Annotated in this window: 20 protein-coding genes; 15 read left to right on the top strand and 5 right to left on the bottom strand. The window is 42.6% G+C overall.

Translation table 11 applies throughout. The annotated features are described in order from the left end of the window. The first annotated feature begins 21 nt into the window (after nucleotides 1-21). The 6 genes from pyrD to rmf all read left to right on the top strand — a co-directional run bounded on the left by pyrD (nucleotide 22) and on the right by rmf (nucleotide 7,675). Nucleotides 22-1,029 (top strand): quinone-dependent dihydroorotate dehydrogenase, encoded by a 1,008-nt coding sequence (gene pyrD / locus V7R39_RS07490; RefSeq protein WP_334029754.1) that lies wholly within the window; start codon nucleotides 22-24, stop codon nucleotides 1,027-1,029. A 62-nt stretch (nucleotides 1,030-1,091) separates the two neighbouring features. Next, on the top strand, nucleotides 1,092-3,188 hold the full coding sequence (rlmKL, locus tag V7R39_RS07485; protein ID WP_334029752.1) for a bifunctional 23S rRNA (guanine(2069)-N(7))-methyltransferase RlmK/23S rRNA (guanine(2445)-N(2))-methyltransferase RlmL: 2,097 nt from the start codon (nucleotides 1,092-1,094) through the stop codon (nucleotides 3,186-3,188). Next, nucleotides 3,185-3,418 carry a glutaredoxin family protein gene (locus tag V7R39_RS07480; protein ID WP_334029863.1) on the top strand — a complete coding sequence of 78 codons (234 nt, stop codon included), beginning with the start codon at nucleotides 3,185-3,187 and terminating at the stop codon, nucleotides 3,416-3,418. Before rlmKL ends, V7R39_RS07480 begins: the two co-directional genes overlap by 4 nt. After that, nucleotides 3,415-5,355: an ATP-binding cassette ATPase Uup gene (gene uup, locus V7R39_RS07475; RefSeq protein WP_334029750.1), complete on the top strand. Its 1,941-nt coding sequence runs from the start codon at nucleotides 3,415-3,417 to the stop codon at nucleotides 5,353-5,355. Before V7R39_RS07480 ends, uup begins: the two co-directional genes overlap by 4 nt. A gap of 12 nt (nucleotides 5,356-5,367) precedes the next feature. Continuing rightward, the gene (locus V7R39_RS07470) at nucleotides 5,368-7,125 is read left to right on the top strand and encodes a DUF3466 family protein (RefSeq protein WP_334029749.1); all 1,758 of its coding nucleotides are present in this window, start codon (nucleotides 5,368-5,370) and stop codon (nucleotides 7,123-7,125) included. A gap of 373 nt (nucleotides 7,126-7,498) precedes the next feature. After that, on the top strand, nucleotides 7,499-7,675 hold the full coding sequence (rmf, locus tag V7R39_RS07465) for a ribosome modulation factor (protein ID WP_334029748.1): 177 nt from the start codon (nucleotides 7,499-7,501) through the stop codon (nucleotides 7,673-7,675). A gap of 75 nt (nucleotides 7,676-7,750) precedes the next feature. Here rmf and fabA read toward each other — a convergent pair whose 3' ends face one another. Then, on the bottom strand, nucleotides 7,751-8,269 hold the full coding sequence (gene fabA / locus V7R39_RS07460; protein WP_032096223.1) for a 3-hydroxyacyl-[acyl-carrier-protein] dehydratase FabA: 519 nt from the start codon (nucleotides 8,267-8,269) through the stop codon (nucleotides 7,751-7,753). 130 nt (nucleotides 8,270-8,399) lie between these two features. On the opposite strand from fabA, the gene V7R39_RS07455 reads away from it, so the two are divergent. Next, nucleotides 8,400-8,687, top strand: a complete 288-nt coding sequence (locus V7R39_RS07455) for a hypothetical protein (protein ID WP_334029746.1) — start codon at nucleotides 8,400-8,402, stop codon at nucleotides 8,685-8,687. Nucleotides 8,688-8,724: 37 nt separating this feature from the next. On the opposite strand, the gene V7R39_RS07450 is transcribed toward V7R39_RS07455, so the two are convergent. Then, nucleotides 8,725-10,335 carry a cryptochrome/deoxyribodipyrimidine photo-lyase family protein gene (locus V7R39_RS07450; protein WP_334029743.1) on the bottom strand — a complete coding sequence of 537 codons (1,611 nt, stop codon included), beginning with the start codon at nucleotides 10,333-10,335 and terminating at the stop codon, nucleotides 8,725-8,727. Nucleotides 10,336-10,406: 71 nt separating this feature from the next. Then, nucleotides 10,407-11,735 carry a DASH family cryptochrome gene (locus V7R39_RS07445; RefSeq protein ID WP_334029741.1) on the bottom strand — a complete coding sequence of 443 codons (1,329 nt, stop codon included), beginning with the start codon at nucleotides 11,733-11,735 and terminating at the stop codon, nucleotides 10,407-10,409. A gap of 124 nt (nucleotides 11,736-11,859) precedes the next feature. Here V7R39_RS07445 and V7R39_RS07440 point away from each other — a divergent pair, with 124 nt between their 5' ends. The 7 genes from V7R39_RS07440 (at nucleotide 11,860) to V7R39_RS07410 (ending at nucleotide 22,702) form a co-directional block, all read left to right on the top strand. Continuing rightward, a complete protein-coding gene (locus V7R39_RS07440) occupies nucleotides 11,860-13,284 on the top strand; it encodes a cryptochrome/photolyase family protein (protein ID WP_334029739.1) in 1,425 nt (474 codons plus the stop codon). A 3-nt stretch (nucleotides 13,285-13,287) separates the two neighbouring features. Then, nucleotides 13,288-14,826: a cryptochrome/photolyase family protein gene (locus tag V7R39_RS07435; protein WP_334029737.1), complete on the top strand. Its 1,539-nt coding sequence runs from the start codon at nucleotides 13,288-13,290 to the stop codon at nucleotides 14,824-14,826. Beyond that, nucleotides 14,813-14,959: a DUF2256 domain-containing protein gene (locus tag V7R39_RS07430; RefSeq protein WP_081926553.1), complete on the top strand. Its 147-nt coding sequence runs from the start codon at nucleotides 14,813-14,815 to the stop codon at nucleotides 14,957-14,959. The genes V7R39_RS07435 and V7R39_RS07430 overlap by 14 nt, the downstream gene beginning before the upstream one ends. A gap of 117 nt (nucleotides 14,960-15,076) precedes the next feature. Beyond that, entirely contained in the window at nucleotides 15,077-16,495 is a 1,419-nt protein-coding gene (locus tag V7R39_RS07425) for a DUF2254 domain-containing protein (protein ID WP_334029735.1), read from the top strand. A 111-nt stretch (nucleotides 16,496-16,606) separates the two neighbouring features. Then, nucleotides 16,607-18,022: a Na+/H+ antiporter NhaC gene (gene nhaC, locus V7R39_RS07420; RefSeq protein ID WP_334029733.1), complete on the top strand. Its 1,416-nt coding sequence runs from the start codon at nucleotides 16,607-16,609 to the stop codon at nucleotides 18,020-18,022. Nucleotides 18,023-21,040: 3,018 nt separating this feature from the next. Continuing rightward, nucleotides 21,041-22,165, top strand: a complete 1,125-nt coding sequence (locus V7R39_RS07415) for a tyrosine-type recombinase/integrase (RefSeq protein ID WP_334029732.1) — start codon at nucleotides 21,041-21,043, stop codon at nucleotides 22,163-22,165. A gap of 186 nt (nucleotides 22,166-22,351) precedes the next feature. Further along, a complete protein-coding gene (locus V7R39_RS07410; RefSeq protein ID WP_334029730.1) occupies nucleotides 22,352-22,702 on the top strand; it encodes a hypothetical protein in 351 nt (116 codons plus the stop codon). Between the two features lie 164 nt (nucleotides 22,703-22,866). On the opposite strand, the gene V7R39_RS07405 is transcribed toward V7R39_RS07410, so the two are convergent. Next, entirely contained in the window at nucleotides 22,867-23,289 is a 423-nt protein-coding gene (locus V7R39_RS07405; protein ID WP_334029728.1) for a universal stress protein, read from the bottom strand. 139 nt (nucleotides 23,290-23,428) lie between these two features. Between V7R39_RS07405 and V7R39_RS07400 the strand changes: the two genes are divergently transcribed. Beyond that, entirely contained in the window at nucleotides 23,429-23,911 is a 483-nt protein-coding gene (locus tag V7R39_RS07400) for a c-type cytochrome (RefSeq protein WP_334029727.1), read from the top strand. Between the two features lie 70 nt (nucleotides 23,912-23,981). On the opposite strand, the gene V7R39_RS07395 is transcribed toward V7R39_RS07400, so the two are convergent. After that, complete coding sequence (locus V7R39_RS07395; RefSeq protein WP_334029726.1) at nucleotides 23,982-25,613, bottom strand: FMN-binding glutamate synthase family protein; 1,632 nt, start codon at nucleotides 25,611-25,613, stop codon at nucleotides 23,982-23,984. Nucleotides 25,614-25,878: the final 265 nt, after the last annotated feature.

Raw genomic sequence — 25,878 nt, 5'->3', positions numbered from 1 at the left:
TTAGCGAGCGTTAGAATACCCATGCAATCTTTAGTGCAAAAGCTGCTACTTCAGTGTGAACCTGAAAAAAGCCACGATCTTACTATTAACTGGCTGAACAAAACGCAACATACACCGCTGAAATGGATGTACAGCACCACGCCTATTGCAAAACCAGTGACGGTAGCAGGAATTAGGTTTGATAACCCAGTTGGCCTTGCTGCAGGGTTAGACAAAAACGGTGATTGTATAGATGCATTCTCAAGCATGGGCTTTGGCTTTGTTGAGATTGGCACCGTTACGCCTCGTCCACAGCCGGGTAACCCTAAGCCACGCTTGTTTCGCCTGCCTGAAAAACAAGCCATTATCAATCGCATGGGTTTTAACAACAAAGGTGTTGACCACCTTGTTGAACAAGTGAAAGAAGCCAAATTTAAAGGGCCCATCGGCATCAATATTGGTAAAAATAAAGATACAGAAGACGCCAAGGCTCTAGAAGATTACCTTATTTGCCTAAACAAGGTTTATCCGTACGCGAGCTATATCACTATCAATATTTCGTCGCCTAATACACCAGGTCTACGAAATCTGCAGTACGGCGAAGCGTTAGACTCATTGCTTGTAGGCCTTAAAGCCGCGCAAGAAACGCTAACTCAGACACACAGTAAATACGTGCCCATGTTCATTAAAATCGCCCCTGATTTGAGCGATGAAGAAATAAGCAGTATTGCGGTGTCTTTGATGAACAGCAAAATGGATGGCGTCATTGCCACTAATACAACCCTTTCTCGTGATGCGGTGCAAGGTTTAGCCCATGCGGATGAAATGGGTGGCCTCAGCGGTTCAGTGATGACTGACATGAGTTTACAAGTGACGAAGAAATTAGATAAAGCATTGGACAAATCTATGCCTATTATCGGCGTAGGAGGCATAGACTCTCCTGAGTCAGCCCAAGCACGTTTAGATGCTGGTGCATCACTGGTTCAATTATATTCGGCCTTTATTTATCAAGGTCCATCGCTCGTTAAACGTATCGTAAACGCGTTATAATACCCCCGATCTCTCATAAAGTGCGCACGTGCTAATGTCGTGCGCCAGTTACAGGTAAATGAATGAATACAATTCTGGTTACAACCAGCCGCGGTCTCGACGAACTACTTAAACAAGAAGTGCTGACTTTATGCCCTGAGGCACAAATAAAGCAGGCTCCTGGTATGCTTCAGTTCGAGGGCTCTAAAGAAGACGCCTATAAACTTTGCTTATGGTCGCGACTGGCTAACCGAGTAATTTGGGTTTTAGCATCGGGTAAAGCGAATAATGCCGAAAGCCTTTACGATACGGCAATGACCGTAGATTGGCAGATGCAAATGGACTCTAGGCATACCCTGTCTGTTCAATTTGTGGGTACCAACTTTGCGATCAAGAACACCCAGTTTGGGGCTGTTCGAATTAAAGATGCCATTGTTGATACGTTTGTGGAAGAAGGCTTGGCGAGGCCGTCTGTTGAACGCAGACATCCTGATATTTCTGTTTATGCACGCTTGCAACGTGACAACGTAATTATCGGAATAGATTTAGCAGGGGCGAGCTTGCATCAACGAGCTTACCGCCAAGAAACCGGTGATGCGCCACTTAAAGAGCATATTGCTTGCGCCATGCTGATGCGAAGCGGTTGGACTGAAAACACCGACGCGCCATTGGTCGATTTAATGTGCGGCTCGGGCACTATCGCTATTGAGGCTGCGTATATCGCGCGTAATATCGCCCCGGGGATCAAACGTTCATACTGGGGTTTCACCAAGTGGTTAGGTCACGAAGAGAATATGTGGGACAACCTTGTTGATGACGCCTTAGACAATCAAAAGCCTTCAACTAGCGGAATCTACGCTGCCGACTTTAGCCGTAAAATGATTTCAATCGCAAAAGCCAATGCTGATTTTGCGGGGGTTTACAACGATATTGGCTTTAGTCAGCAAGATGCCACTAAATCTTCCCCACCTATCGCTACACCAGGGTACATTGTGTCAAACCCGCCTTACGGTGAGCGATTAGGGGAACTGACGTCACTCATTCCGTTATTCAGTGAATGGGGCAAGCGCTTTAAAGAAGCGTGGAAAGGCTGGCATGTATCCCTTTTAAGCAGTAACCGAGACTTATTGCGAGTACTTAAGCTGCGCGCGAGCAAAGACTACGCAATGAATAACGGTAAGCTAGAGTGTCGTTTAGCTAATTATGAATTAAACGAAGAAAATACCGTTCAGTTTAGCGAAGACACCGGTAACCATGAATTTGCTAATCGCCTTAAGAAAAATCTTAAAAAGCTTAAGCCGTGGCTAAAGAACGCAGATACAAACTGCTATCGCATGTATGACGCTGACTTGCCTGACTACAACGTGGCCGTGGATAAGTATGGCGATTGGTTAGTGGTACAAGAGTACGCTCCCCCTAAAACAGTGTCAGAAGAAAAGGCGCGCAGACGCCTTCAAGAAGTGCTATTGCATTTACCCGCAGTAACGGGCATTGCGCCTAAAAACATTGTGTTAAAAGTGCGTAGCCAGCAAAAAGGCACCAAGCAATACGAAAAATTTAATCAGTCTGGCGATATGATGGAAGTGTATGAGAACGGCGCACGTTTCTTAGTCAACCTGACAGATTACTTAGATACCGGTTTGTTCTTAGACCACCGCGATACCCGCCAGATTGTTATGAATATGGCCAAGGGCAAAGACGTACTTAATCTGTTTTCTTACACGGGCAGCGTGTCTGTGTTTGCGGCAAAAGGCGGCGCTAAATCAGTCACCACCGTGGATATGTCGAACACCTATTTAGACTGGGCAAAGAAGAATGTAGCGCTTAATAAGCTTGATGGGCCTCACGCCTTTGTTCAGGCTGATTGTACAACCTGGTTGGCCGACCACAAAGGCAAATACGACCTGATATTTATCGACCCACCTTCGTTTTCTAATTCCAAGCGCATGAGTAATACATGGGACGTTCAGCGCGACCATGTGGATATGCTGACACGGGCAAAAGCCTGCTTAAATGACAACGGCACGGTTATTTTTTCCAATAATAAGCGCGGGTTTAAACTTGATACGCAAGCCCTTGAAGCCCTTGGTTTTGGTATTGAAAATATTACGACAAAGACCATTCCTGAAGACTTTGCCAGAAAGGGTAAAATTCATCAGTGCTGGACATTACAGTCGTGAAGATAGTGTTTTATACCGGCCCCCAGTGCAGTTTATGTGACTTAGCTGACGTCGAGCTTGCGAAAACCAGCATGTTTTCGTCGCTAACAGTAGAGAAAGTAAATATAAGAGACAGCACCGACCTTTATCATCACTACGGTGCACGCATTCCCGTATTAAAACGGGAAGACACAAACAAAGAAATCGGTTGGCCTTTTGACAGTGCCGACCTGGAGGCATTTCTGCAGTGAGTATTTTGCAGTTAAAAAACATTACGGTTATTTATGGAAACCCGCCGCTATTAGACGGTATCGAACTTGTTGTAAAGCCGAAGGAAAGGGTGTGCCTCGTGGGTCGAAATGGCAGTGGGAAATCAACGTTAATGAAGGTTATCTCTGGTGACATCATTGCCGACGATGGCCAGCGAATTATTGAAAACAACACAGTAATCGCTCGTTTAGAGCAAGACCCGCCGCAAACCACAGACGTCACCTTGTTTGATTACGTGGCAGAGGGATTATCTGACATTGGCGAGACGCTTAAAGACTATTTCCATCAAACCCGATTGGTTGGTGAAGATCCCAGTGAAGCCAATCTCAACAAATTACAGCGTCTACAAGAAACCTTAGAAGCACGTGATGCTTGGCAGTTTGAACAACAAATTGAACAAACCCTCACCATGCTTAAACTTGAGCCAGAAACGTCGTTATCTACGCTTTCCGGTGGTTGGAGAAGAAAAGCGGCGCTGGCGAGAGCACTTGTACGTTCGCCAGATCTATTGCTCCTTGATGAACCGACAAACCACTTAGACATTGAAATGATCAAGTGGCTAGAATCAAGCCTGAGCAATTACAATGGTGCGATTGTGTTTGTCAGTCATGACCGGGCATTTATTCGTTCCATGGCCACCCGTATTATTGACTTAGATCGTGGCGGCATCACCAGCTATCCAGGCAATTACGAAACCTATTTAGAGAAGAAACAGCACGACCTTGAAGTCGAAGCTTCGCAAAACGCTGAGTTTGATAAAAAACTGGCGCAAGAAGAAGTGTGGATACGACAGGGTATCAAAGCCCGTCGTACAAGGAATGAGGGTCGCGTAAGAGCACTTAAAAAATTACGTGATGAACGCAAGGCGCGCCGCGCAGTGCAAGGAAGCGCAGTGGTAAGTCAGCATCAAGGGGCTCGCTCTGGAAAAGTAGTTTTTGAAGTTGAAAACCTTTCATACAACATTGGTGAGCTTTGCATTGTTAAAGAATTAAACCTGAATGTACTAAGAGGCGACAAGCTAGCGCTTATCGGCCCTAACGGCAGTGGTAAAAGTACGCTCATCAAATTGCTGTTAGGCGAGCTAGAAGCAAACAGTGGTACCTGCAAGCGAGGTACAAATTTAGAAGTCGCGTACTTCGACCAGCACAGGCATGGTCTTGACTTAGAGCAGACAGTGATTGACGCTGTAGGCGATGGCAAACGAGATTTAATGGTTAATGGCCACCCCAGACACGTAATCAGTTATCTGCAAGATTATCTCTTTACGCCAGAGCGCGTAAATGCGCCAGTGAAGTCCCTTTCTGGTGGAGAAAAAAATAGACTGATGCTGGCAAAGCTTATGCTTAAACCCAGTAACTTATTGGTTCTCGATGAACCGACTAACGATCTGGATGTTGAAACGCTGGAAATGTTAGAAACCCTGCTTAACGAATATACAGGTACCGTGTTACTTGTGAGCCACGATAGGGAATTTGTGGATAATGTAGCAAATAGCAGTCTAGTATTTGAAGGTGAGGGAAGACTCCGAGAGTTTATTGGGGGTTTCACTGACGTTGAAAGCTGGTATAAAGGGCAGCAGGAAAAACGCCTTCAGGTTGAAAAAGAAGAAAAAGCTAGGTCTAGGAATGAAACTAATCCAAGTTCAGATAGTCCTAGTGCTAAGCCTTCACCCCGCAAGGCTAAAAAGTTATCATACAAAGACCAACGTGAACTGGAATCACTTCCCGCAGAGCTAGAAAGTCTTGAGGCCGAGCTAGAAGTAATGCAAGAACAGGTAAATGACCCTGAATTCTTCAAAAAAGACAGTGACACCACTGCAAAAGCCCTCGCGCTTTTGGCAGACCAAGAATTATTGTTGTCCCAGAAATATGCGCGCTGGGATGAATTAGAAAGTATGCTGGAAGATAATCAGCAGTAAATAGGATTTTAGATGAAACAAACTCAGCTTGCCGCCGCCGTTCTGTTGGCAACAGGAAGTGTTTCGGCTCTTGCCGCGACTTATTCAGTGACACCTCTTCCGCTACAGGATTCTGCAAGAAGCAATTTTGGTCGCTCTATTGATGAAGCAGGACAAATGCTAACGATAGCGCAGCTTGAATACAATCCACCTATCGACGTTGACCAACTGATCGATGGTACCGTTTTCTTCGAAACGTTTGGCCCTTCGCTGGAAGATGAAGATGGTGCGAGAGAAGGGGTGTTCACTGACTCAGATTACTCCACTATTGTCAGCTATATCATTAGCAACCAAACGTTTCCTCAGATTCAAAAGCTGACACAGTTTAGAACTTACATTACCGATACCGTAGACGCGGAATTAGTACCTGGGTTAGACGAAATTACCGACAAGTTTGACGACTACACTCAGTCAGTTCGAGTATCAGGTAGAGACAGCCTTAGCGGTAATTATATTGTTGGTGACTCGGGCGGCTTAGTTGTTTTAGACCCCTACGAAAATGCCGACGGCGACATTATCAACTATACCTATCCGGAATCTTCACAGCAGGCGTTTGTGCAAGTTTCGGGGGAGACTAAAGTACTTCCTCCTGTAGATGATACCCTTGGCGGTTTTGGTTCAGCCCGAGCTATCAACAATAACCTACAAGTCGCTGGATTTAGTACAGTACGCTTTCAAACCGCTGTTGATGATGCGGTAGCGCGCTGTGACGATGACGAAGAGCGCGGTGATATTTCTGTTGACCGTTGTCTATTCAATTTATACACGGGTGAATTTACTGCCCCTCGCGTATCCACGCCTTTTGTGACAGCACAAAATCCTTCGGTTCCAGCCTTTGTAAGCCTATCAGAAGTCAACGCCACGATCTGGCAGCTTGATGTAAACGGCGATGTCATTGACACACAGACGTATCCTCTAATTGAAGAGCCTGCCGAGGACAACACTTTTTATCTGTACACCTACGCTTTCGATATTAATGAGCAGGGTATCGCAGTAGGTGAAAGCTTAACTGGAGATTTTGTTGCCATTACTCGCCCTAATTCAACGGCAAGAGCAGAGAGTGAGCGCGTTGCAACCGTGTTTAGAGACGGTGAAACTATTGAGTTATTGCCTCGTGATGAAAATATTATCAGCCAAGCCATTGGTATTAACGACAACAATTGGGTAACGGGTGCAGTACTGCCGCCATCAGACACAGCTTCTCGCTCTCGCCTCTTTGTCTATAACTTAGAAACTGAAGAGAAAGTATACCCAGAGGGTTTTTTTACAAGCGGTGGCGTAACGCCAAATGCAATTAACAACAATAATATTGTTGTAGGCAGCGCAGATGTAACAGCGACGAATGAAACCCAGCGTCAAATCACGGCTTTCATGTACAACATTGAAACTGAAGAGTTAATTGATTTAAACGATTTGGTATCTTGTGATAACACTTACGAGCTTGTTGAAGCTGTAGATATCAACGAGAACAATGAAATAATTGCTAACGCACGCTTAAGAACAACCAGTAAGTTTATTACTGGCGTGGAAATTTTAGACAGTGCCGGTGAAACTAACGCCGTTGATTCTATTGTTGCGGTTAAACTATCACCGATATCAAACGGTACGATAGACGACTGCGAGGTACCTGAAGATGAGCAGCCCTTTGAAAGACAGGCCGCATCGACGGGATTATTAGCATTAGGTGGTATGTTGTTAGCTGGATTACTTAGACGCAGAATACAACGCTAAGGTTCTTATTTATTACTAATTAGTACTTACACGAAATAGTTATTATCTAGCTGTGCATTTCATTGAAAGTGAATGATGTTAAAGGCTACTCTTGTCGAGTGGCCTTTTTTGTGACTGTTCATCAATCAAACGCTCATTCGTTCACAAAAATATGTGCAAAAAAATTCACAAAACTGTAAAAATAATTTCATATAAACTTCATCCATTTATTAAATGTCAAGAATTTTAATTTCAAAATTCTCTTGAACCAATTGGCTAAGTGCACTATCTAAGTAATGTACGCAAAAGATTTTCCGGCACTTTTAATAAATATGATGTAGAGCGCCCGCGAACTGACATTGTTGTACTTTCAACAAACAGAAGAGGCTAGTCAATGAAAAGACAAAAAAGAGATAAAATGACACGTGCACATTCTAAAGGCTATCAAGCTGGTATTAGTGGTCGTGCGAAGGAAAATTGTCCATTTCAGCAAAACGAAACTCGTTCACAGTGGTTAGGTGGATGGCGTGAGGCGGTAGAAGATAGGCACTTAGGATTAAGTGTAAAATAACGCATTCTCTTTTATACTGATTAAGCAAAAGGAAAAGCCCCTAAATAAGGGGCTTTTTTTATACTTGCGGTAAAGTTAGAAATTCGATGTATCTTGAAACAGACCTACTTTGAGATCTTTCGCCGCATAAATTTCTCTACCATCAACTTCAACAGTGCCATCAGCCATGCCCATAAAGAGTTTGCGCTTGATCACGCGCTTCATAGTGAGTTTGTAAGTCACTTTTTTCGCTGTTGGTAAAATTTGGCCAGTAAATTTAACTTCACCTACACCTAATGCTCTGCCTTTACCTGGACCACCGCTCCAGCCAAGGAAAAAACCGACTAGCTGCCACATTGCATCTAAACCAAGGCAGCCGGGCATTACCGGATCACCAGGAAAGTGACAATCAAAAAACCATAGGTCTGGAGATATATCCAACTCAGCGATAATTTCACCTTTACCGTGTTCTCCGCCATCTTCTGTAATTGAAACCACACGGTCCATCATAAGCATATTAGGCGCAGGAAGTTGGCTGTTACCAGGTCCAAACATTTCCCCACGACTACACGCTAGTAAGTCGTCTCTAGTAAAGCTATTTTTTCTCTCAGACATTCCCAACTCGTATTGTTTTAAATTTCAGTGCTAATTTAGCGAACAGTTGTGCGCCAAACAACTCCGAACAGTGATTTTTATAAAGAAAAACGCGTGGTACACTAAATTCTTCAATAGGTACGTGAAAATTATGACAGAAAAACAAACAAAAACAGCGCTGCAAAAGAAATTTAGCGATAAAGCGAAAGCAAACGCTGATAAACAGCGACGCTTCAGAGAACGCCAGAAAGAAGCCGGTAAAAAACTTGTGCGCGGCTATGTGTCTCCAGAAGCAAAAGCGTGTTACGACGAAATTCGCGAGAAGACAGGGTGGACAGATAGTGAGGCCATGTCAAATGCCATGCGACTTATGTATGCATCATACAAATGCGGGCAAATTAAACTTCTTACCGAGTGGCTTAGAAAGAACAATCGTTAATATGTGGTGCGATAATCAAAATAAGTGATAACTGAAACTATGCTTTCTTTTTTAGCCACTGTCGGCTCGGACTGTTTTGCATGGTGTGACGGTGCACTATGCGTCGAGCTTCACGCAATACGTCGTCGCGCTCTCGATACTGCCACAGTCTCTCTCCAGTTTTCTTAGCCATACTGCCAATATCCACAATTGGCAACACATAGTCTTTTTCTACGTCGAAATTCAGCATAATCGCTTCTAAAGGCGGCATGGCGTAGGGAGCATGCACAGTGTCACCAGGCAATTCGGCAAGCTCGGGTACCCACTTTCTAATAAACACGCCCTCTGGGTCAAGTTTCATAGATTGAGTATGTGGATTGTATAAGCGCACCGTATGAATGCCTGTTACGCTGGCCTGCATTTGAATTTGCGGGTAATGAATACCAGGCTCAAAGTCTAAAAATTGTGTGGCCAAATAGTGCGCCGCCTTTAGCCAATGTACATTAAGGTGATGACACAAAAAGCTCGTTACCATAGCCCTCATTCGAAAATTAATATAACCCGTTTGGGCGAGGGCCCGCATACAGGCATCAACCAATGGATAGCCTGTTATGCCGTTTTTCCAATGATAAAAACGTCGCTCTGCCTCGGGGCCATCAATAAATGGAAATTTTTCATAGGCAGCATTCATCGGTCGCCATTCAATAGAATGTTCACTCTCAAACTTTTGAATGAAATGACAGTGCCAATGCAGCCGAGATGTTAAGGCCGACAGTGCTCTCGACCACAGTGCTTTGTCTTTACCGGCGGAGATTTTTTTTATTAGCTTTTCTTTTTCAACAGAATGATAAACTTGTCTGATGGAGATATTTCCCCAAGCAAGATAGGGGCTTAATCGCGAGCAGGAACGACGAGCATCAAAAGGGCGAGATATATGCTTGTGATAATATTTTCCTCGCTCTTCAAAGAAATGCTTCATTACGTGCCATGCTCGTTTTTCTCCTCCTTTTTGCATTTGCTCACCAGTCTCTGATGCGCCTTCTAATAATGACCTGTTTTGAAGCTCGCCTGCATCTGAGCCAGAATTAATATCAGATCTTGAGCCAGAAAGTGAAAAAGTAGAGTAGGTGGTTTCGCTATCAGCCAAAAGCGCATGCTCAGTCCAGTTTACCCATTTTGCCAAGTCAATATCGATATCATAGGTTGCGGAATTAAAGTGCGCCTCCCAATTTTTCTGCCAACGGGTACGGTTAGGCAAGCCCCTTACCACCGCGCCTGTATTACACTCTAAAAATGGAATTTTATTTTTATGACAATAGGTTGCTATTGCCTTATCGCGGTTATACGTAACCAAAAGCCCAATTTCTTGATAGCTTCTTAGGGAAGATATGGTGAAATTTTCCTGAATCTTTAGTAGCGCATCGTGCACCTCCATGTGCAACTGCAATACTCGAATTCCGCTGGGCAATTGGGCGTTAATATCAGCAAGACTCTGCTCTACAAATCGCCAATGACGAACATCCATATGGGGGTCTGCAAGCAGGGACGGCTCCCAACAATAGAGTAAAAGGATGTTGTCACCGTTATTGACAGCATCAAACAGCGGCTGATGGTCTCGAAGCCTGAGGTCGCGCTTAAGCCAAATTACAGAAACGTCTTGTTTAGTCATACTTCCACGTTTACCTACTTGCTGTTCATTGTTTTAAACATTTCGTTCTCTAAAACATTTATATTCAACATCTAGGTTAACCATTTATTGCGAAATGCACCGTCGCGGTCGTAGGTGGCCGTTTGTTTATCTAGGTTAAACTGTCTATGTCCGCGAGGGTCGCTCCCCACGCCGGCAAGATAAAGCCAATTGCCCCAATTGCTACCCACATCAAAATCAAGTAACTGATTTTCAAACCATGCTGCTCCATAGCGCCAGTCTTGCTGTAACTCGTGTACAAAGCAGCTAGCTACCAATTGCCTCCCGCGATTAGACATGTAGCCAGTCGCTTTGAGCTGTTTCATGCAGGCATCAATAATAGGGTAACCAGTATCGCCGTTACACCAATCCACAAACACCTTGGGGTTATGTTTTGTGCTCGGCACTTTTTGCTGAATACCACCAAATTTGAACCATTTTTCACCGTATTTTGCTTGAAGCCAATGAAAGAACTCACGCCATAACAGCTCAAAATAAATCCAATAAGTCGATTCATTTTTCTCAACCTGCTCTTCAAACAAGGTAACTTGGCGTACTACCTCTCTGGGCGACAATGCGCCTACGGCAAGCCACGGTGAAAGCTTTGTGCTATCACGCCAACTGTCCAATGCGTTTCTCGTTTCTTTGTAGGTGGCTGCAGCATGCCACTCAAATAGGTATCTGTTCAGGTGCTCAAGGGCTGCACTTTCACCACCTTTAAAGTCATTACTGCTCTGTTGCAAAGTTTGGGGTTGCTTGTCGAGTTCGTCTTCAATAACTAACGTATCGGCAGAGAGATGCTCGACCACAAATGCTGTAGGATAGGTGTCAACGGGGCTGCAAACCTCTCTAGGTGTAAGCTTTTTTTCCACCTTACGGCGAAAAGGGCTAAATACATCAGGCATCTCTTTAATTGAAAAGGGTAAGTCAGATTCATTAAACAGTGTTAGCGACTCGCCCTCAACAATAGACAGCTTTGGATAGCATCGAGCGAGTTCCTCTACTTGTTTTTGCTCATGAAAACCGCAATGTTTACTTACTCCAAGATGGGTAAATTGACCTTGCTTCAGTACATCAGACAAACACTCTGAAATACTACCCTTAAGTACAATGAGTTCGTGACCTTTCTTTTCTAATGACGCTTTGAGGTCGCTGAGGGTTTCCAGTAAAAAGTGATAGCGATTATCACCAATTTGTTTCAACCCGTACTTGGTGGGTGAAAAATAGCTCTCATCTACTATATAAATAAAAGCAATTTCGTCTACTCGCTCACACAACGAAGCTAGTGCGACTTGGTCGTGAAGCCGTAAATCGTGTCTAAACCAAAAGACTCCTCGTTGTTTTGATGTTGTATTGTCACTGCTAAGGTTTTGATTTGACATGGTAATTCTCAGTTTTATTTTTATATCACTTTTGTAATCACAACGGATCCTGAACCCGTTGAATTGCGTACAAGTTCAATTACGGTAGTAATCAAAGATTAGAGCAACACATTAAGGAAAAAAAGTGACCGTTCCAGTAAGTATTATGTGGTTTAGACAAGACCTCAGAGTGAATGACAACCCAGCACTTAACGCAGCCTGTGATATGGGTAAAATTCTTCCCATTTACATTTATGACGATACCACCCCCGATGGGAGGGTACCCGGCAGTGCGAGTCAATGGTGGTTGCATCACTCGCTTACGTCGCTTAATGACAGGCTAAACGGCCACTTGAAAATCTTTAAGGGCGATCCTAAAGTGCTTATTCCGAAGATTATGGAAGCGCTCAAGGCGAAGGCAATTTTTTGGAATCGCTGCTACGAGCCGTGGCAAATAAATCGCGACAAAGAGATCAAAAAACAACTTATCGACAGTGATTTTGAAGCTTATAGCAGTAACGGCAGCTTGCTCTGGGAGCCGATGAAAGTATTAAAGAAAGATGGAACACCTTACAAAGTGTACACACCTTACTATCGAAATGGATGCCTAAAGATTGAAGAGCCACGCTATCCCAAGGCGCCTCCAGCGCGGATCACCTACGCAGATGACGAGTACAAGGATGACGGACTTGATGCGCTAAACTTGCTTCCCGAGGTTAAGTGGGACTCGACTATTAGTAAGATGTGGAAGCCCGGTGAAGAAGGTGCAGCAGATAACTTGTCAGAGTTTATACAACACGCGGCCAGACAGTACAAAGACGGCAGAGACATCCCATCCATGAGAGGAACGTCGAGACTCTCTCCTCATCTTCACTTTGGTGAAGTGTCTCCTAATCAGGTGTGGTATGCGATAAAAGATAAATTCGGCGCCACAGAAGATAAGAGTATCGACACCTACCTAAGTGAACTTGGCTGGAGAGAGTTTAGCTATTATCTGCTGTTTCATTTTCCCACATTGCCAAATAAAAACTTTAACGACAAGTTCGATAAGTTCCCATGGCGCAAAGACGCAAGAGCATTAAAAGCATGGCAAACCGGTAATACAGGGATTCCGATTGTAGACGCTGGCATGCGCGAACTGTGGCAAACAGGCTATATGCACAACAGAGTACGTATGATTGTCGGCTCTTTCCTTGTTAAAAACTTACTTTTAAGTTGGCACGAAGGTGAAAGATGGTTTTGGGATACCTTGTTAGATGCCGATTTAGCAAGTAATAGCGCAGGTTGGCAATGGGTGGCTGGATCAGGCGCAGATGCATCGCCTTATTTTAGAATATTTAACCCGATTTTGCAGGGCGAGAAGTTTGATAAGAAAGGTAAATACGTACGTAAATACTGCCCTGAACTTAAAGACCTTCCTGATAAATACATTCATAAGCCCTGGGAAACACCAGGCGTAATAGCCAAAGACGCCAACCTAGAGTTAGGTAAAAGTTACCCCGAACCCATTGTTGATTTAAAAGCCTCCAGGCAACGTGCTCTTGATGCTTTCCAAGAGATTAAAGGATAACAGATGGCGTCACTCATTCTTGTTTTAGGCGATCAGCTTACCGATAACCTGCCGGCCATTGCGAATGCAGCAAAGGCGCAAGACACCATTTTAATGGCAGAAGTAAGGGAAGAAGCAACCTACGTAAAGCATCATAAAAAGAAAATAGCGTTTTTGTTCAGTGCTATGCGCCACTTCGCACAAGAACTAAAAGATAACAACTACAACGTTGTTTACGTTACCTACAATGATGAGCGCAACAAGGGCAGCTTATTGGCTCAGGTTGAAGCAACATTAAGCGCTGGCGACTTTGACCAAGTGGTTGTTACCTCTCCAGGCGAGCACCGTCTGCTAAGTAGCATACAGCAATGGGAAAATACGCTAAAAACGCCTGTTAAAATATCAGAAGATAATCGCTTTCTCGCAACGCCTCAGGAATTTAGTGAATGGGCCGAAGGGAAAAAGCAGCTACGCATGGAATTCTTTTACCGTGAGATGCGTCGAAAGCATAACGTACTCATGGAGGGTAAAGATCCAGTTGGCGGCAAATGGAATTATGATGCACAAAATCGCGAATCGATGCCAGATGATCATAAAGTACCAAAGCACAGCACCTTTGAGGTTGACGATATAACTCAAGAGGTTATTGAGCTTGTTGAAAGCGAGTTTGCCGATCATTTTGGCGACCTAGACGACTTCTTTTTTGCCGTCACCCGTAAGGATGCTCTTAAGGTATTAAATACATTTATTGAGGAACGCCTGCCTAACTTTGGTCAGTATCAAGACGCAATGGTTGAAGGCAAGCCGTGGATGTATCATTCACATATTGGATTTTATTTAAACTGCGGCATGCTGACACCCGAAGAAGCAATAAGCGCCGCGGAGCAGGCTTATCACAGCGGGCAAGTTCCCCTTAATTCCGCCGAAGGCTTTATTCGTCAAATTCTAGGGTGGCGCGAGTACATTCGAGGGTTTTACTGGCACTTTATGCCGCAACTTAAAACGGATAACTACTTTAATAACGACAGAAATGTGCCTGAGTTCTTTTGGGACGCGCAAACCAATATGAACTGCATGCGTCAATGCATTAAAGAAACGAAGCAAAATGCCTACGCCCATCATATACAGCGGCTTATGGTGATTGGAAACTTCAGTTTACTCACCGAACTTAGCCCTGAACAAGTGCAGGCCTGGTATCTCGCGGTGTATGCTGACGCCTATGAGTGGGTAGAACTACCTAATGTAGCAGGCATGATCTTGTATAGTGACGGCGGAAATTTAGCCAGCAAGCCTTATGTAGCAAGCGGTAGCTACATCAATAAAATGTCTAACTACTGCAAAAATTGTGGTTATCAAGTGTCGAAAAAGACGGGGCCAAAAGCCTGTCCATTTAACTACTTATATTGGCATTTCATTGATAAGAATAAGGAAAAGCTCAGTAACAATCATCGCATGGCTATGATCCTTAAGACCTATGGCCGAATGAAAGAAGACAATATTAATGCGATGAAAGAGGATGCCGCCAAGTTTTTAACCAAGATAACGAAAAATGAAGAAGTCTGATCTACCTACCAAAATGTGCCCAGTATGTAACAGGCCATTCAGCTGGCGTAAAAAATGGGAAAGAGATTGGGAGCACGTTCGTTACTGTTCTAAACGGTGCGCCGGCAACAAAAACAAGACGCCAGCAAGTTAATTGGTAACTTAAGTGAAAGGGCGAGCCTACATTCGCCCTTGCTATTTATACCCCCGCCGAATATAAGTAAGCACCAGATAATAATACTAACAAGTAAAAACCAACAGGAGAAAAGGTATGGACGCGCCATTGTCGGTAGATAAAGTACGGTTTTTGCTATTCAGTTTTAAAGAAAAATTATGGATTAAACCTTTAGGTTTCTGCCTGCTTTCGCTTTTCGCGGTTTTCGCTGCGAAGATAGCAGACGGCACTTCTCTTGCTGAACACCTACCAAAAATTGAACCTGATTCGGTTAAAACACTGCTTTCTATTATGGCATCGAGCATGATGGTGATTGCCACGTTTTCCGCCGGTGCGATGGTAAATGCGTATGCATCTGCAAGCCAGTCATCAACACCTCGCTCACTCGGTCTCATTATTTCAGATGATGTATCGCAAAACGCGCTATCAACATTTGTCGGCGCGTTCATATATAGCGCAGTTGCACTGACTGCAATGAGTCAGGAATTTTACGAACAAGCGGGGGTGTTTCTGCTTTTCTGTATTACCTGCTTTGCTTTTGCCGTGGTCATCTTAACCTTTATTCGTTGGGTCGACAGTGTAGCGCGCTTAGGTCGCGTTGAATCAACGACAATGAAAGTTGAAGAAGCAACGCAGCGCGCCATTGAGCAGCGAATTAAAACCCCCTGTTTGGGCGCCATACCAGCAAGCGACATTAAAGAGCAGGGGAGTTTTGCAGTACAAACGTCAGAGGTGGGGTATATCCAGCTAATAGACCTTGCCAAGATTCAGGAGTGGGCAAACAATAACGACCTATTTGTCAACATTGCCATGCTGCCAGGGGAGTTTGTTACGCCGGAAAAGAACATCGCGTACGTGAATAAAGATATTGACTGTGAAGGGTTAATTTCAGCGTTTAGTATAAGCTCGTCGCGCTCTTTTGAGGCTGACCCACGCTTTGGTTTTATTGTGCTTGCAGAAATAGCGTCCCGTGCGTTATCGCCATCAGTAAACGATCACGGGACTGCAATCGGCATTGTAAGCAGTATCACCCGTTTATTGCTGTTGTGGTCGAAACCAAACAAGAGCGCTGATAATACCAATCAGGACGGGCGCGCTTCCAACCATAATGGAGCAGCAAAGAGCTTAGACGACAATACCTGTGAACAACCGCATCATGACGAACTGCATTATGAGAAACCGCATCATGACAAACCGAAATACGACCGCATTTCCGTTCCTAAAATTTCAATACACGATATCTTTGATGATGCATATACAAGTATCGCAAGAGATGGCGCTGGCAACATTGAAGTTGCCATAAGAATTCAAAAGTCATTACAAACGTTATCTGCGTGTTTCGAGAAACTCAAAAAAGACACCGGTAGCGAATTAGCGTCTGATTTTTCAAAAGTGGCGAATGACTTTGCCACACAAAGCTTTAAACGCAGTGAGCAGCAACTGTGCTTTGAGCAAGATAAAGCGCGGTTAGAAAAAATCTACCGCAGTAATTCTCAAAGCGCCAAGGATAAATAGTCCATTCACAAGTCGCACCAATGACAAATAGCTCCAATAACAAATAGTACCCACAAAGAAAACATGCGTTTTATACCATTAATTAGTCGCTAATAGGCAATTTAACTACTTATGTCCAAATCCACTATATCGCCACTGTGCACGCCTTCATTCCTGCAGTCTTTAATTTGCTTTAGCGTGATTGTTCTTGCCTTAGCTGGCGGTATTTTCGGGCTTGGTATTAGTCTGCATGCACTGATGTTTTTGTGTTTAATATGGGCGGGTTTAAACGCTTATTTACTTGGGTACAACTACCTACAAATTCGCGAGCTAATGACAAATGCACTGGCTCGCGCGATGCCCGCTATCTATATTTTCATATTGATTGGCATGGTAATTTCTAGTTTTATGCACAGCGGTACCATCGCGACACTGATGTATTACGGGTTGAGCTGGCTAAGCCCTAGCTTATTTTTAGCCGTAGGCATGGTGTTGTGTGCCATTATGTCTGTGGCAACCGGTACGTCGTGGGGCACAGTAGGTACACTAGGTGTTGTGCTAATTGGCATAGGAAGCACCATGAATATCCCACTTCCATTGGTGGCGGGCATGATTGTTTGTGGTGCTACCTTTGGCGATAAAATGTCACCTATTTCAGATACCACTAACCTTGCAGCAATGAGTGCAGGAAGCACACTGTTTCGCCACATTTACTCAATGCTTTTTACCACGCTACCTACGTTTATTATCACCCTCGTTATTTTTGTTGTTATAGGGTTAAGCTATGGAGATCAAAACCTTAACTTAAGTGAAGTAGCGTTAATTCAAAAAGCGCTGGCAAACAACTATAGCCTGACACCCTTTGTGACCTTGCTTCCTCTTATATTATTAGCCACCTTAAGCATTAAAAAAGTGCCTGCAGAAGTCACCATGTCATTCAGTATTTTATTAGCCGTGTTTATTGCCATCGTGTATCAAGGCGAGAGCTTTATTAGCGTGTTAAACGCGCTATGGGAAAATAAACCGCAATCGACAGGCATTGAAAACTTAGATGCTTTACTCGGTCGCGGCGGTATAACGAGCATGAGCTGGACACTATTGCTTGCCTTAATGGCTATCGCCTTAGGCGGCGTTTTACACGGAGCCGGTTTTTTAGGTTCGCTTCTTGCTGGCAGTATTGCCAGAGTAAAACGGACGGCAAGTCTCGTTGCTACCACTATCGTATCTGGCTTTGTGGGTAATGTGGCGATGGGAGAAGCCTACATCTCAATTATTCTTAGTTGCCAACTTTTTAAGCCAAAATATGAACAAAAGCAATTAGACAGCGCCGTACTTTCACGCTCAGTGGAAGAAGGGTCGACAATGACGACTGGCCTTATACCTTGGACAACGGCGGGTGCTTTTTATGCCGCAACCCTTGAAGTCGACGTTTTATCTTATGCACCATACGCCTTTTTCAATTACCTAAACGGTATTGTGGCGGTGACAATGGCGGCATTCGGAGTTGGGCTGCTTAAAAAGTCTTACTCTATACCTGTAAAGGATTAGGCCCTAGCGGCCGAGCATTAACGCTTAAGAAATTAGCGCTTTAGCTTTAGCGGCTAGATGTTTGCGAAGAGTTGATGAACCTAAAACCTAAATATTGTGACTGCGCATTCGAAAAATAGCTTGTAGAAAAACACGTGCCCAAAATATGGTAACCAGCAATCTAGTAACGAAGAAAGTAGGGTGGTCAGTACTGTTTTTGTAATAGGTAACATACGTTACTGATAGAAACCTCATGAGCTTTCTATGCTCGTACTTCAAAAACAGCGTCGGCACCTAATTATTCAAGAGGGTCAGCGTATTGCATTAACTTACTGGAAGCCCAACCTGGCGCATTGACTTATTGGAAACCCAGTTTCCAAGCCCAAGCGGAGCTACTATTTCATAGGGTAAAAAAAAACCGCCACAGTCGTTCCAATAATCTTAATGTGTATGAACAGAATCGTGAGTCATTATCAAATTAGCTTTATCTGCTTTTACCTATTTTAATTAGAATAACCGTTACTTTCACAAAGAAAATCATATACAGCCTCGATAAGCATTTAAAACCTCTCAAGCGATTTAATTTTTGAGACCGGTGTCAAAACCACTAGCTGATACTCAAGTCCTTCAAAAACCATTTGCTAAGAACTGAAAGTAGGACACTTAAATGTTCAGCATTTGTTTCAATCATCAAAAAATTTGGGAATTTTAGAATAACGTTCTGATCTTATCATCAAGGCCTGGTTAAAAACTGGCGGCTTCGAAAGAACTTATAATGATACTTATTAAATAAATCATCGGCTTGGAACTAAATAATAAACTGTAGAAAAAAGCCAACAAAGAAGTCACTCAAGCCGAGGGTAAAACCAAGAATTAAAACTTTGTTTAAGGACTGAAAAAAAGCTAAAAGACAGGAAACTAAAAAGCGTGGCCGTAATTTAAATTGAGGGAAATAAAACGACCCAGATAAATTACAGTTTGTAATACGAGTAAAACAAAGAAAGCACTTAAGCCATTGCTATAGGATTATAGGATTATAGGATGCTAACAAGATTTTAAGATAACGCTACGTGAATGAAATTAAAGAATGTGAGGTGTAGCACGTCAGATTTCACGTAGAAGGCGATTTGAAATAATACACATATCTATAGATAAAGCTGCTAGTAAGGCAGTCATTATCAAACATATACCAATTCAAAATCTTCAAAACAAGCCCCAGTAGAAAGCCAGTTCAAAGCACCGTAAACAAACTCGTAACCAGCCATCTAAAATTCCATAAAGATATAACTGACTGCAAAGCTCTGCAGATGCGATAAAAGTCGGTAAGTCTTCACGCACTGTAAACCAACCATATAGCAACACATACAACCCTGACACGTCACAATACCCAATTACATATAATGTATATTATGTTAAATAGACTATCAGAGTATCCTAAAAAGAATCACCACTCTAGAAGGTGTATCGCCAATCCATCTTTTATTGGCTTTTATTTTATGTAGAAAGGTTTTAGAGCTATTTAATTAAAAACGACACTCTTATATTGGCCCTTAGAATCGTATTCAGTGAAAAGCAAGGTTTCGACTAATTATTAGACGTGTGTTCTTCTGATTAAATTCAATAACACTTCATGTAATGGTTCTTTGTCACAAACCGGAGTTAATAGCGGCCTATACATTATAGATTAGTATGGCGGCCTGATATCTTATACATGTACTCTTTGGCTCAATCAAAAATAAGATATTGAATACTTTTGATAAATACTCTCTAGCAAAAAAGGCATTTTTAGTGACCGTTTATTTCCTATTTAATTCTTTTGATTTCATCTTATAAAATATACGTCAGTGATTTAAAGCGATGTATAGAAAGCCACAGGTGTGTTTGGCGGCGTAGCTAAAATACTTACCGTAGTTTTAATATTCAGCGACTAATAGGCTTATTCGCTTTCTGATTCTATTTCTATTTTCGCTTAGGTTTTTGAGGCTAGTTATCGATTCTTAGTTTACTAGTAATGACTATATGGAGGACAGATTTTCTCAATATTGCTCAGCTGGGATCAAATACCGTAATAGTTCGGAATCTATTTAATGATAAATTCAAGACAAGTTGTTTTGATTAACAAAGTTGAGTAAAACGACTGTACTGTCTATCTCCCACTTCAAATATTTAAAGTAAAAAAGAGAACGTTAGGTATCGATGAAGTGTTTATAAGTAATTTATGCTTTCTAATTTGTTTTATTAGCTACCAGGTATACATTTTAATGAGGCCCGAATTCGCGGGTTTTGAATTTTGTTTCATAATTTTGCGTGCTATCACTGCATACTTTTATGAGCCGAGTTTATGAGCGGAGTTTTTGAGCGCTGCCGCTTATTGCCTTTTAAGATAAAGAACTCGCTTCACATAGTTCTTGTTTACTGAAAGGTAACGTTATATCTAAAAACGTCATTTTTGTGAATTCTGCAAGGTAGATGCCCGGAAAAGGTCTCAGATTTTACGTAGGAGCGCCTGTTTTCTGAGCCACATTGCATCATCTGTAGTCTAAATCACACTAAAATACCGTCAAAAACTGTATAAATGAACAGTTATATGTTATTTTCCATGAGGTTTGAAGAGGTGTTTAATGTACCTGAATCGAGCTTATAATGCCGATATTGTCATGCTGAATATTCACGCATGATAATTACAGTTATCATGCGTGAATACTTAGAAAGGTTCGTATTTTCATATATTTATGAACTAACTTTAACTCTTCAGAACTGTGTGCCGACTATGGATTTATTAAGTATGTTCCCGCTTTGTGACGCCGCAGCTTAAGAGCGCTTATTGGTTTACAGTTAATCTAGTCTTTTTCTTCCCAAAAAGATATGCCATAAGTGTCCCTTAAGTTGCAGCATAAGCTGCTTCAACAAAAAGCGTCAACTTACACGGCACTTGGTCCGTTAACGTGATGCATTGAATACTTTGAACTCAGTGAGTAAAAGCCCTTTTCGAAAAAGGCTACCTACATTTGATAAAGAATCCATTGAGGCCTTGGCGTTATGACAATTAATCATCGTTCCCATCAAACATTCTCAGCACAGCTGGCAAATACAGCAGAAGATTCAAATGGTGCATACGGTGTTACTTCAGATAATCATGCCTATTCGTCTGCTGACCAAAGTTTTCAGAAGTATTTCACAGATATATTTTCTAAACTGCCTTACAACACACAGCGAGCTTATATCAGTGATTACAACGAATTTTCCATTTTCTGTAAGCAGAATAGTTTTCAAGGTTTGAACAATAGCTTTACCAACAATGAAGAATGCATAAAAGAATACGTTGCCCTGCTATGCCAAACTCCCCTTGCCTACAGAACCATCAAGCGACGGCTTTCAGCATTGAGTAAGTTCTTAGGCATGGCAAAGCTACCTAACCCGATTATTCGTTCGGTCTACCTTAGAGATTTTATTCGGTTGTCGCTTATAGAAAACAAAAAGTTTCGTATGTCTCATAAACAAGCGGTACCGCTCACTATCGAAATGGTCGAGCAGATCAATAATAAAATCATCCCCGATTCCTTGCTCGAACTTCGAGACCTAGCCATTATTAATCTTATGTTCGATGCCCTTCTTCGTGCAGACGAATTAGTCAGGGTGTGCATTGAACACATTTCTCATCGAAATAACACGGTACTCGTTGTGTCTTCCAAGAGCGACCAAAGTGGCGAAGGCCAATATCGATATGTTTCATCGAGTACACTTTCTATGATTAACGAATATATCAACGAGGCAAATAATAACCCTTCTACATCACTTCCTCGAGATCAAAATGACCCTCGTTCAATTAGTAAAGGTGTATTGTTTAGGCGGGTTAATAATCACAAAACGGCGCTTCATCCTTATCAAGAAACCCATAGCGCAAACCAAGACGCTGTGTTGAATTATTCTAGTATTTATAGGTTGTGGCAGCGAATTGCAGCCCGAGCAGGTCTCCAAGAAAATATCACGCCACACAGTGGACGAGTTGGTGGAGCTGTTTCGTTAGCAGAAGACGGCGCATCGTTGCCCGAATTGCAGTTAGCGGGCGGCTGGCAGTCACCGGAAATGCCAGGCCACTATACCAAACAAGCCAGTGTTAAACGTGGCGGCATGGCAAAACTGTCTTCAAAGCATAAGCGCTAGTGTTCTCAGCGTTGAAAAATTGAATCCTCAAAGTAACTATAAAACAGAGTGTTATGCACATCATAATGTTATGCGTAACCTAATCAGTTGATTGAATCTTTCCTGTCAGGGTAAATTAGAACTTACTTTACCTTTATTGCGTATCCATTAGGTAATACTGAATGTATACAAACGCATGGAGATACTATGAGTAATAGAATTGATTCTAAACATGGAAAATTATTGGCAGAAATTGTGATTCCCTCATCAAACTGGAAATTGCAACCTGAAAAGCAGTCGCCCTTTAAAAGTGATTCTGAAGCACTTAGCTATTTAGATTCTCATAACGAACCGCTTTACATGCATGTGCCTGTAAACGAAAGTGTTGACGCCATTCGCCTTTGTGTTTCGTCACGTGACGCCGATGTTGTGTTCACTATTAACAGTACTAAGTTTGGTGGGGAAACTGCAGTTCACTACTCTCACCTTAAAAATCTTGAAAGTACTATTCGCACCTTTGTGACAGACAGCTGCGGTTTATCAATCAAAGCGTTATAAAGTCTTAAACGTAGAATTTAGATTGCGAATTTGAGACGCGAATTTAATTAGCTAATTCTAATAGTATGTTTAAGTAATAGTGCAAGTGGAGCTTTCTAAAGCTCCACCTGTTTTTTTGCTTTTGATTTTATATGTGTATTTGGATAATTTTTGTGCGAGAGCTTTTATACTTTCACTGCTAACACATCGGTTTTAACACCGTGTAATACGGCATTGGCAGTAGAGCCTAAAAGTAGTTTCAAACCGCTTTGCCCATGAGTACCGACAACTATTAAATCTGCGCTTATTTTCTCTGCCAAATGATGTATCTCATCTGAAGGCGAACCAATCTCTACGTTAATGTTAGTTTGTGGTATTTCGTATTTATCTGCCACATCTTTCAATACGCTTAATGCGTGTTCACGTACTTCTTGTGAAAAGTCTTTCTCTAGAAAAAATCCATAAGGCTCTACATTAGTCTGCGGGTAAGCCACATATAATAGATGTAGCCGCTGACTGCTGCTCGATATTGCAATTGCTTTTTCGACTACCAACTCGTAATCAGAATACACATCAATAGGTACTAGAATAGTATCGTAGCTCTGCATAGTGTTGTCCTTTTAACTTTGTTGTGATGTTAATCATAGTGCATGTTTTTTAGCTTTGGATTGAGCTAAATCAAATTGTGTCGGTTATATTTAGACAATACTTGTTAATGAATCACATGGGTTGGTTAAGGAGAAAACTATGCGTATTACAATAATGCTACTGGCGTGCTTATTTCTAAGTGCATGCGATCAAGGTGCAAAATCCCCTAGAGGTTTCAGCTTACCCGAGGGCGACACCGAACAAGGTAAAACGGTATTTAAGAAGTATGGATGTAACGACTGTCACACGGTTGCAGGTGAAAAAGCAGACAGTGATGCGAGCTATTTAATAAGCCACCCTATTCCCCTTGGCGGTAGCAGTGGCAGAATTAAAACCTATGGTGAATTAGTTACCAGTATTATTAATCCTTCTCACAAACTTACACCACGTCGTCCGGCGAGTTTTACCAGTGAAGACGGCGTTTCGTTTATGCGTATTATCAATGATGAATTAACTGTGAGTGAACTCATAGACCTAGTGTCTTATTTGCAGCCTAAATACAAAGTGATGCCCTATCGCACCACCGACTACCGTTTATATCAACTGAGGGTCCCTGAAAAAGCGGCTGAAAACAACGACTGAATGGGCTATGTTAATTAGGTTTGAGAGTGTTATTCAACGCCTCTTTTAGATTTAAGGTAAAGGCAGATGTCTAGGACACTGCCTTTGTTTCTTTATCTATTTCCGCAAGCAAGCTAGAGGGCATAAAGCTATCTGCGTTAGCTTCCTCGTAGTGTAATTTGTAGCGCTCAGGAATTTCATCGGTTAAGAAAGCGCCTTTTTTAATTAAAGGGTACATTTCGTCATAACGGGCAACATTACACTGGTCGATACGCTTAAATATATGGGTTCTATTTAACTCATTGGTATTTTTGTGGCCGGTCGATGACAATAAATCAATAAGTGCATGAACCGTCTTTTGATGAAAGCGATAGACTCGCTCGAATTTGTCTTCGACGTTGAGACCTCTCGCCAATCGCGGATCCTGTGTAGCAACACCTGTTGGACACTTATTGGTATTACACGACAAAGACTGCACACAGCCTAACGCCAACATCATTCCTCTCGCGCTGTTACATAAATCAGCCCCTAAACTAAGGTTTTTAGCCAATTGAAATGCGCTGATTATTTTACCTGACGCAATTATCTTTATATTTTCACGTAAACCAAACCCCATTAAGCAATCATCCACAAAGGCCAGCGCGTCACGTAATGGAAAGCCAATAGAGTTGGTGTATTCAAGCGGCGCTGCGCCAGTGCCGCCCTCGCCCCCATCTACTGTAATAAAATCAGGGGTTATTCCTTTGCTCACCATGGCTTTACACATAGCAATAAATTCGCTTTTTCTGCCTAGAGCTAGCTTAATCCCAACGGGCTTCCCACCGCTTAAATCTCTTAGATGTTGAATAAAATCAACCATTTCCAACGGTGATGAAAACGCACTGTGCCGTGGTGGTGAGTCGACCTGGGTACCCGCTGTTACCCCTCTGATTTTAGCTATCTCAGGGGTATTTTTGTAAGCAGGTAAAATCCCGCCGTGACCCGGCTTTGCTCCCTGACTCAGCTTAATTTCAACCATTTTCACGTTTTCTAGCGTTGCTTTTTCTTTAAACGCTTCATCCTCAAACTTACCATCCTCGGTTCTGCAACCAAAGTAGCCCGTGCCTATTTGCCACACCACATCGCCCTTGTTTTCAAGATGATAAGGGGTGAGACCGCCTTCCCCGGTGTTGTGATAAAAACCGCCCTTAGCCGCACCTTTATTCAATGCCAAAATAGCGTTTTTCGATAGGCTGCCAAAACTCATAGCACTTATATTGAGTACACTCGCTCTATAAGGTTGTTTGCAATGGGGACCGCCAATATTCACACGTGGGTTTTGTTCCACATCGTCAACTTCCCGGGCGGCTAGAGAATGGCCCATCCATTCATAGCCTTCTTCGTAAGTATCCAGCTGTGTACCGAAAGGGACAGTTTCTCTGCTATCTTTGGCTCTTTGATACACTATGTTTCGAAACATACGAGAAATAGGGGCACCTCCTGTATCCGTTTCGATAATATATTGTTGAATATAAGGCCGTAACCCTTCAATTCCCCATCTTGCTCGGCCAATCAACGGAAAGTTTCTCAGTATGGCATGCTGAGGTTGATAAGCGTCATATAAACCAATGGTGAGTAATGATGCTGTGACGATGAGTAGCCACCACAAACTAGGCTCGATGACAGTCAAACCAACATTAATTGCAACTAATGCAGTTAATGTGAATAAAATTGTTTTTCGCATTGTACTTCCTTTACCTCTTTCACTGGCGTTGCTTGATTATTGGTATTGCTAAAACGGAAACCCAGTGCTCTATGCTTCCCATCGCAGTTTATGTAAACTTTAATATCTAATTGTTTTTATGTAACTTTATTGATTGAGATCAATAAATAGAGTTACGCATAACCAGTTATGGAGTTGGTGAGCCGTAATTGTTATGCGAATTTTATATTTTACGTGATAATGTTTATACCATTGAGGTCTGCCATACATAAAGACTTATTAATAC

It is taken from the genome of Alteromonas sp. P256, assembly GCF_036864455.1.
Lineage (GTDB): Bacteria > Pseudomonadota > Gammaproteobacteria > Enterobacterales > Alteromonadaceae > Alteromonas.
Note: the sequence above shows the minus strand (reverse complement) of the source record. Positions and strands in the feature narration are given on the sequence as shown.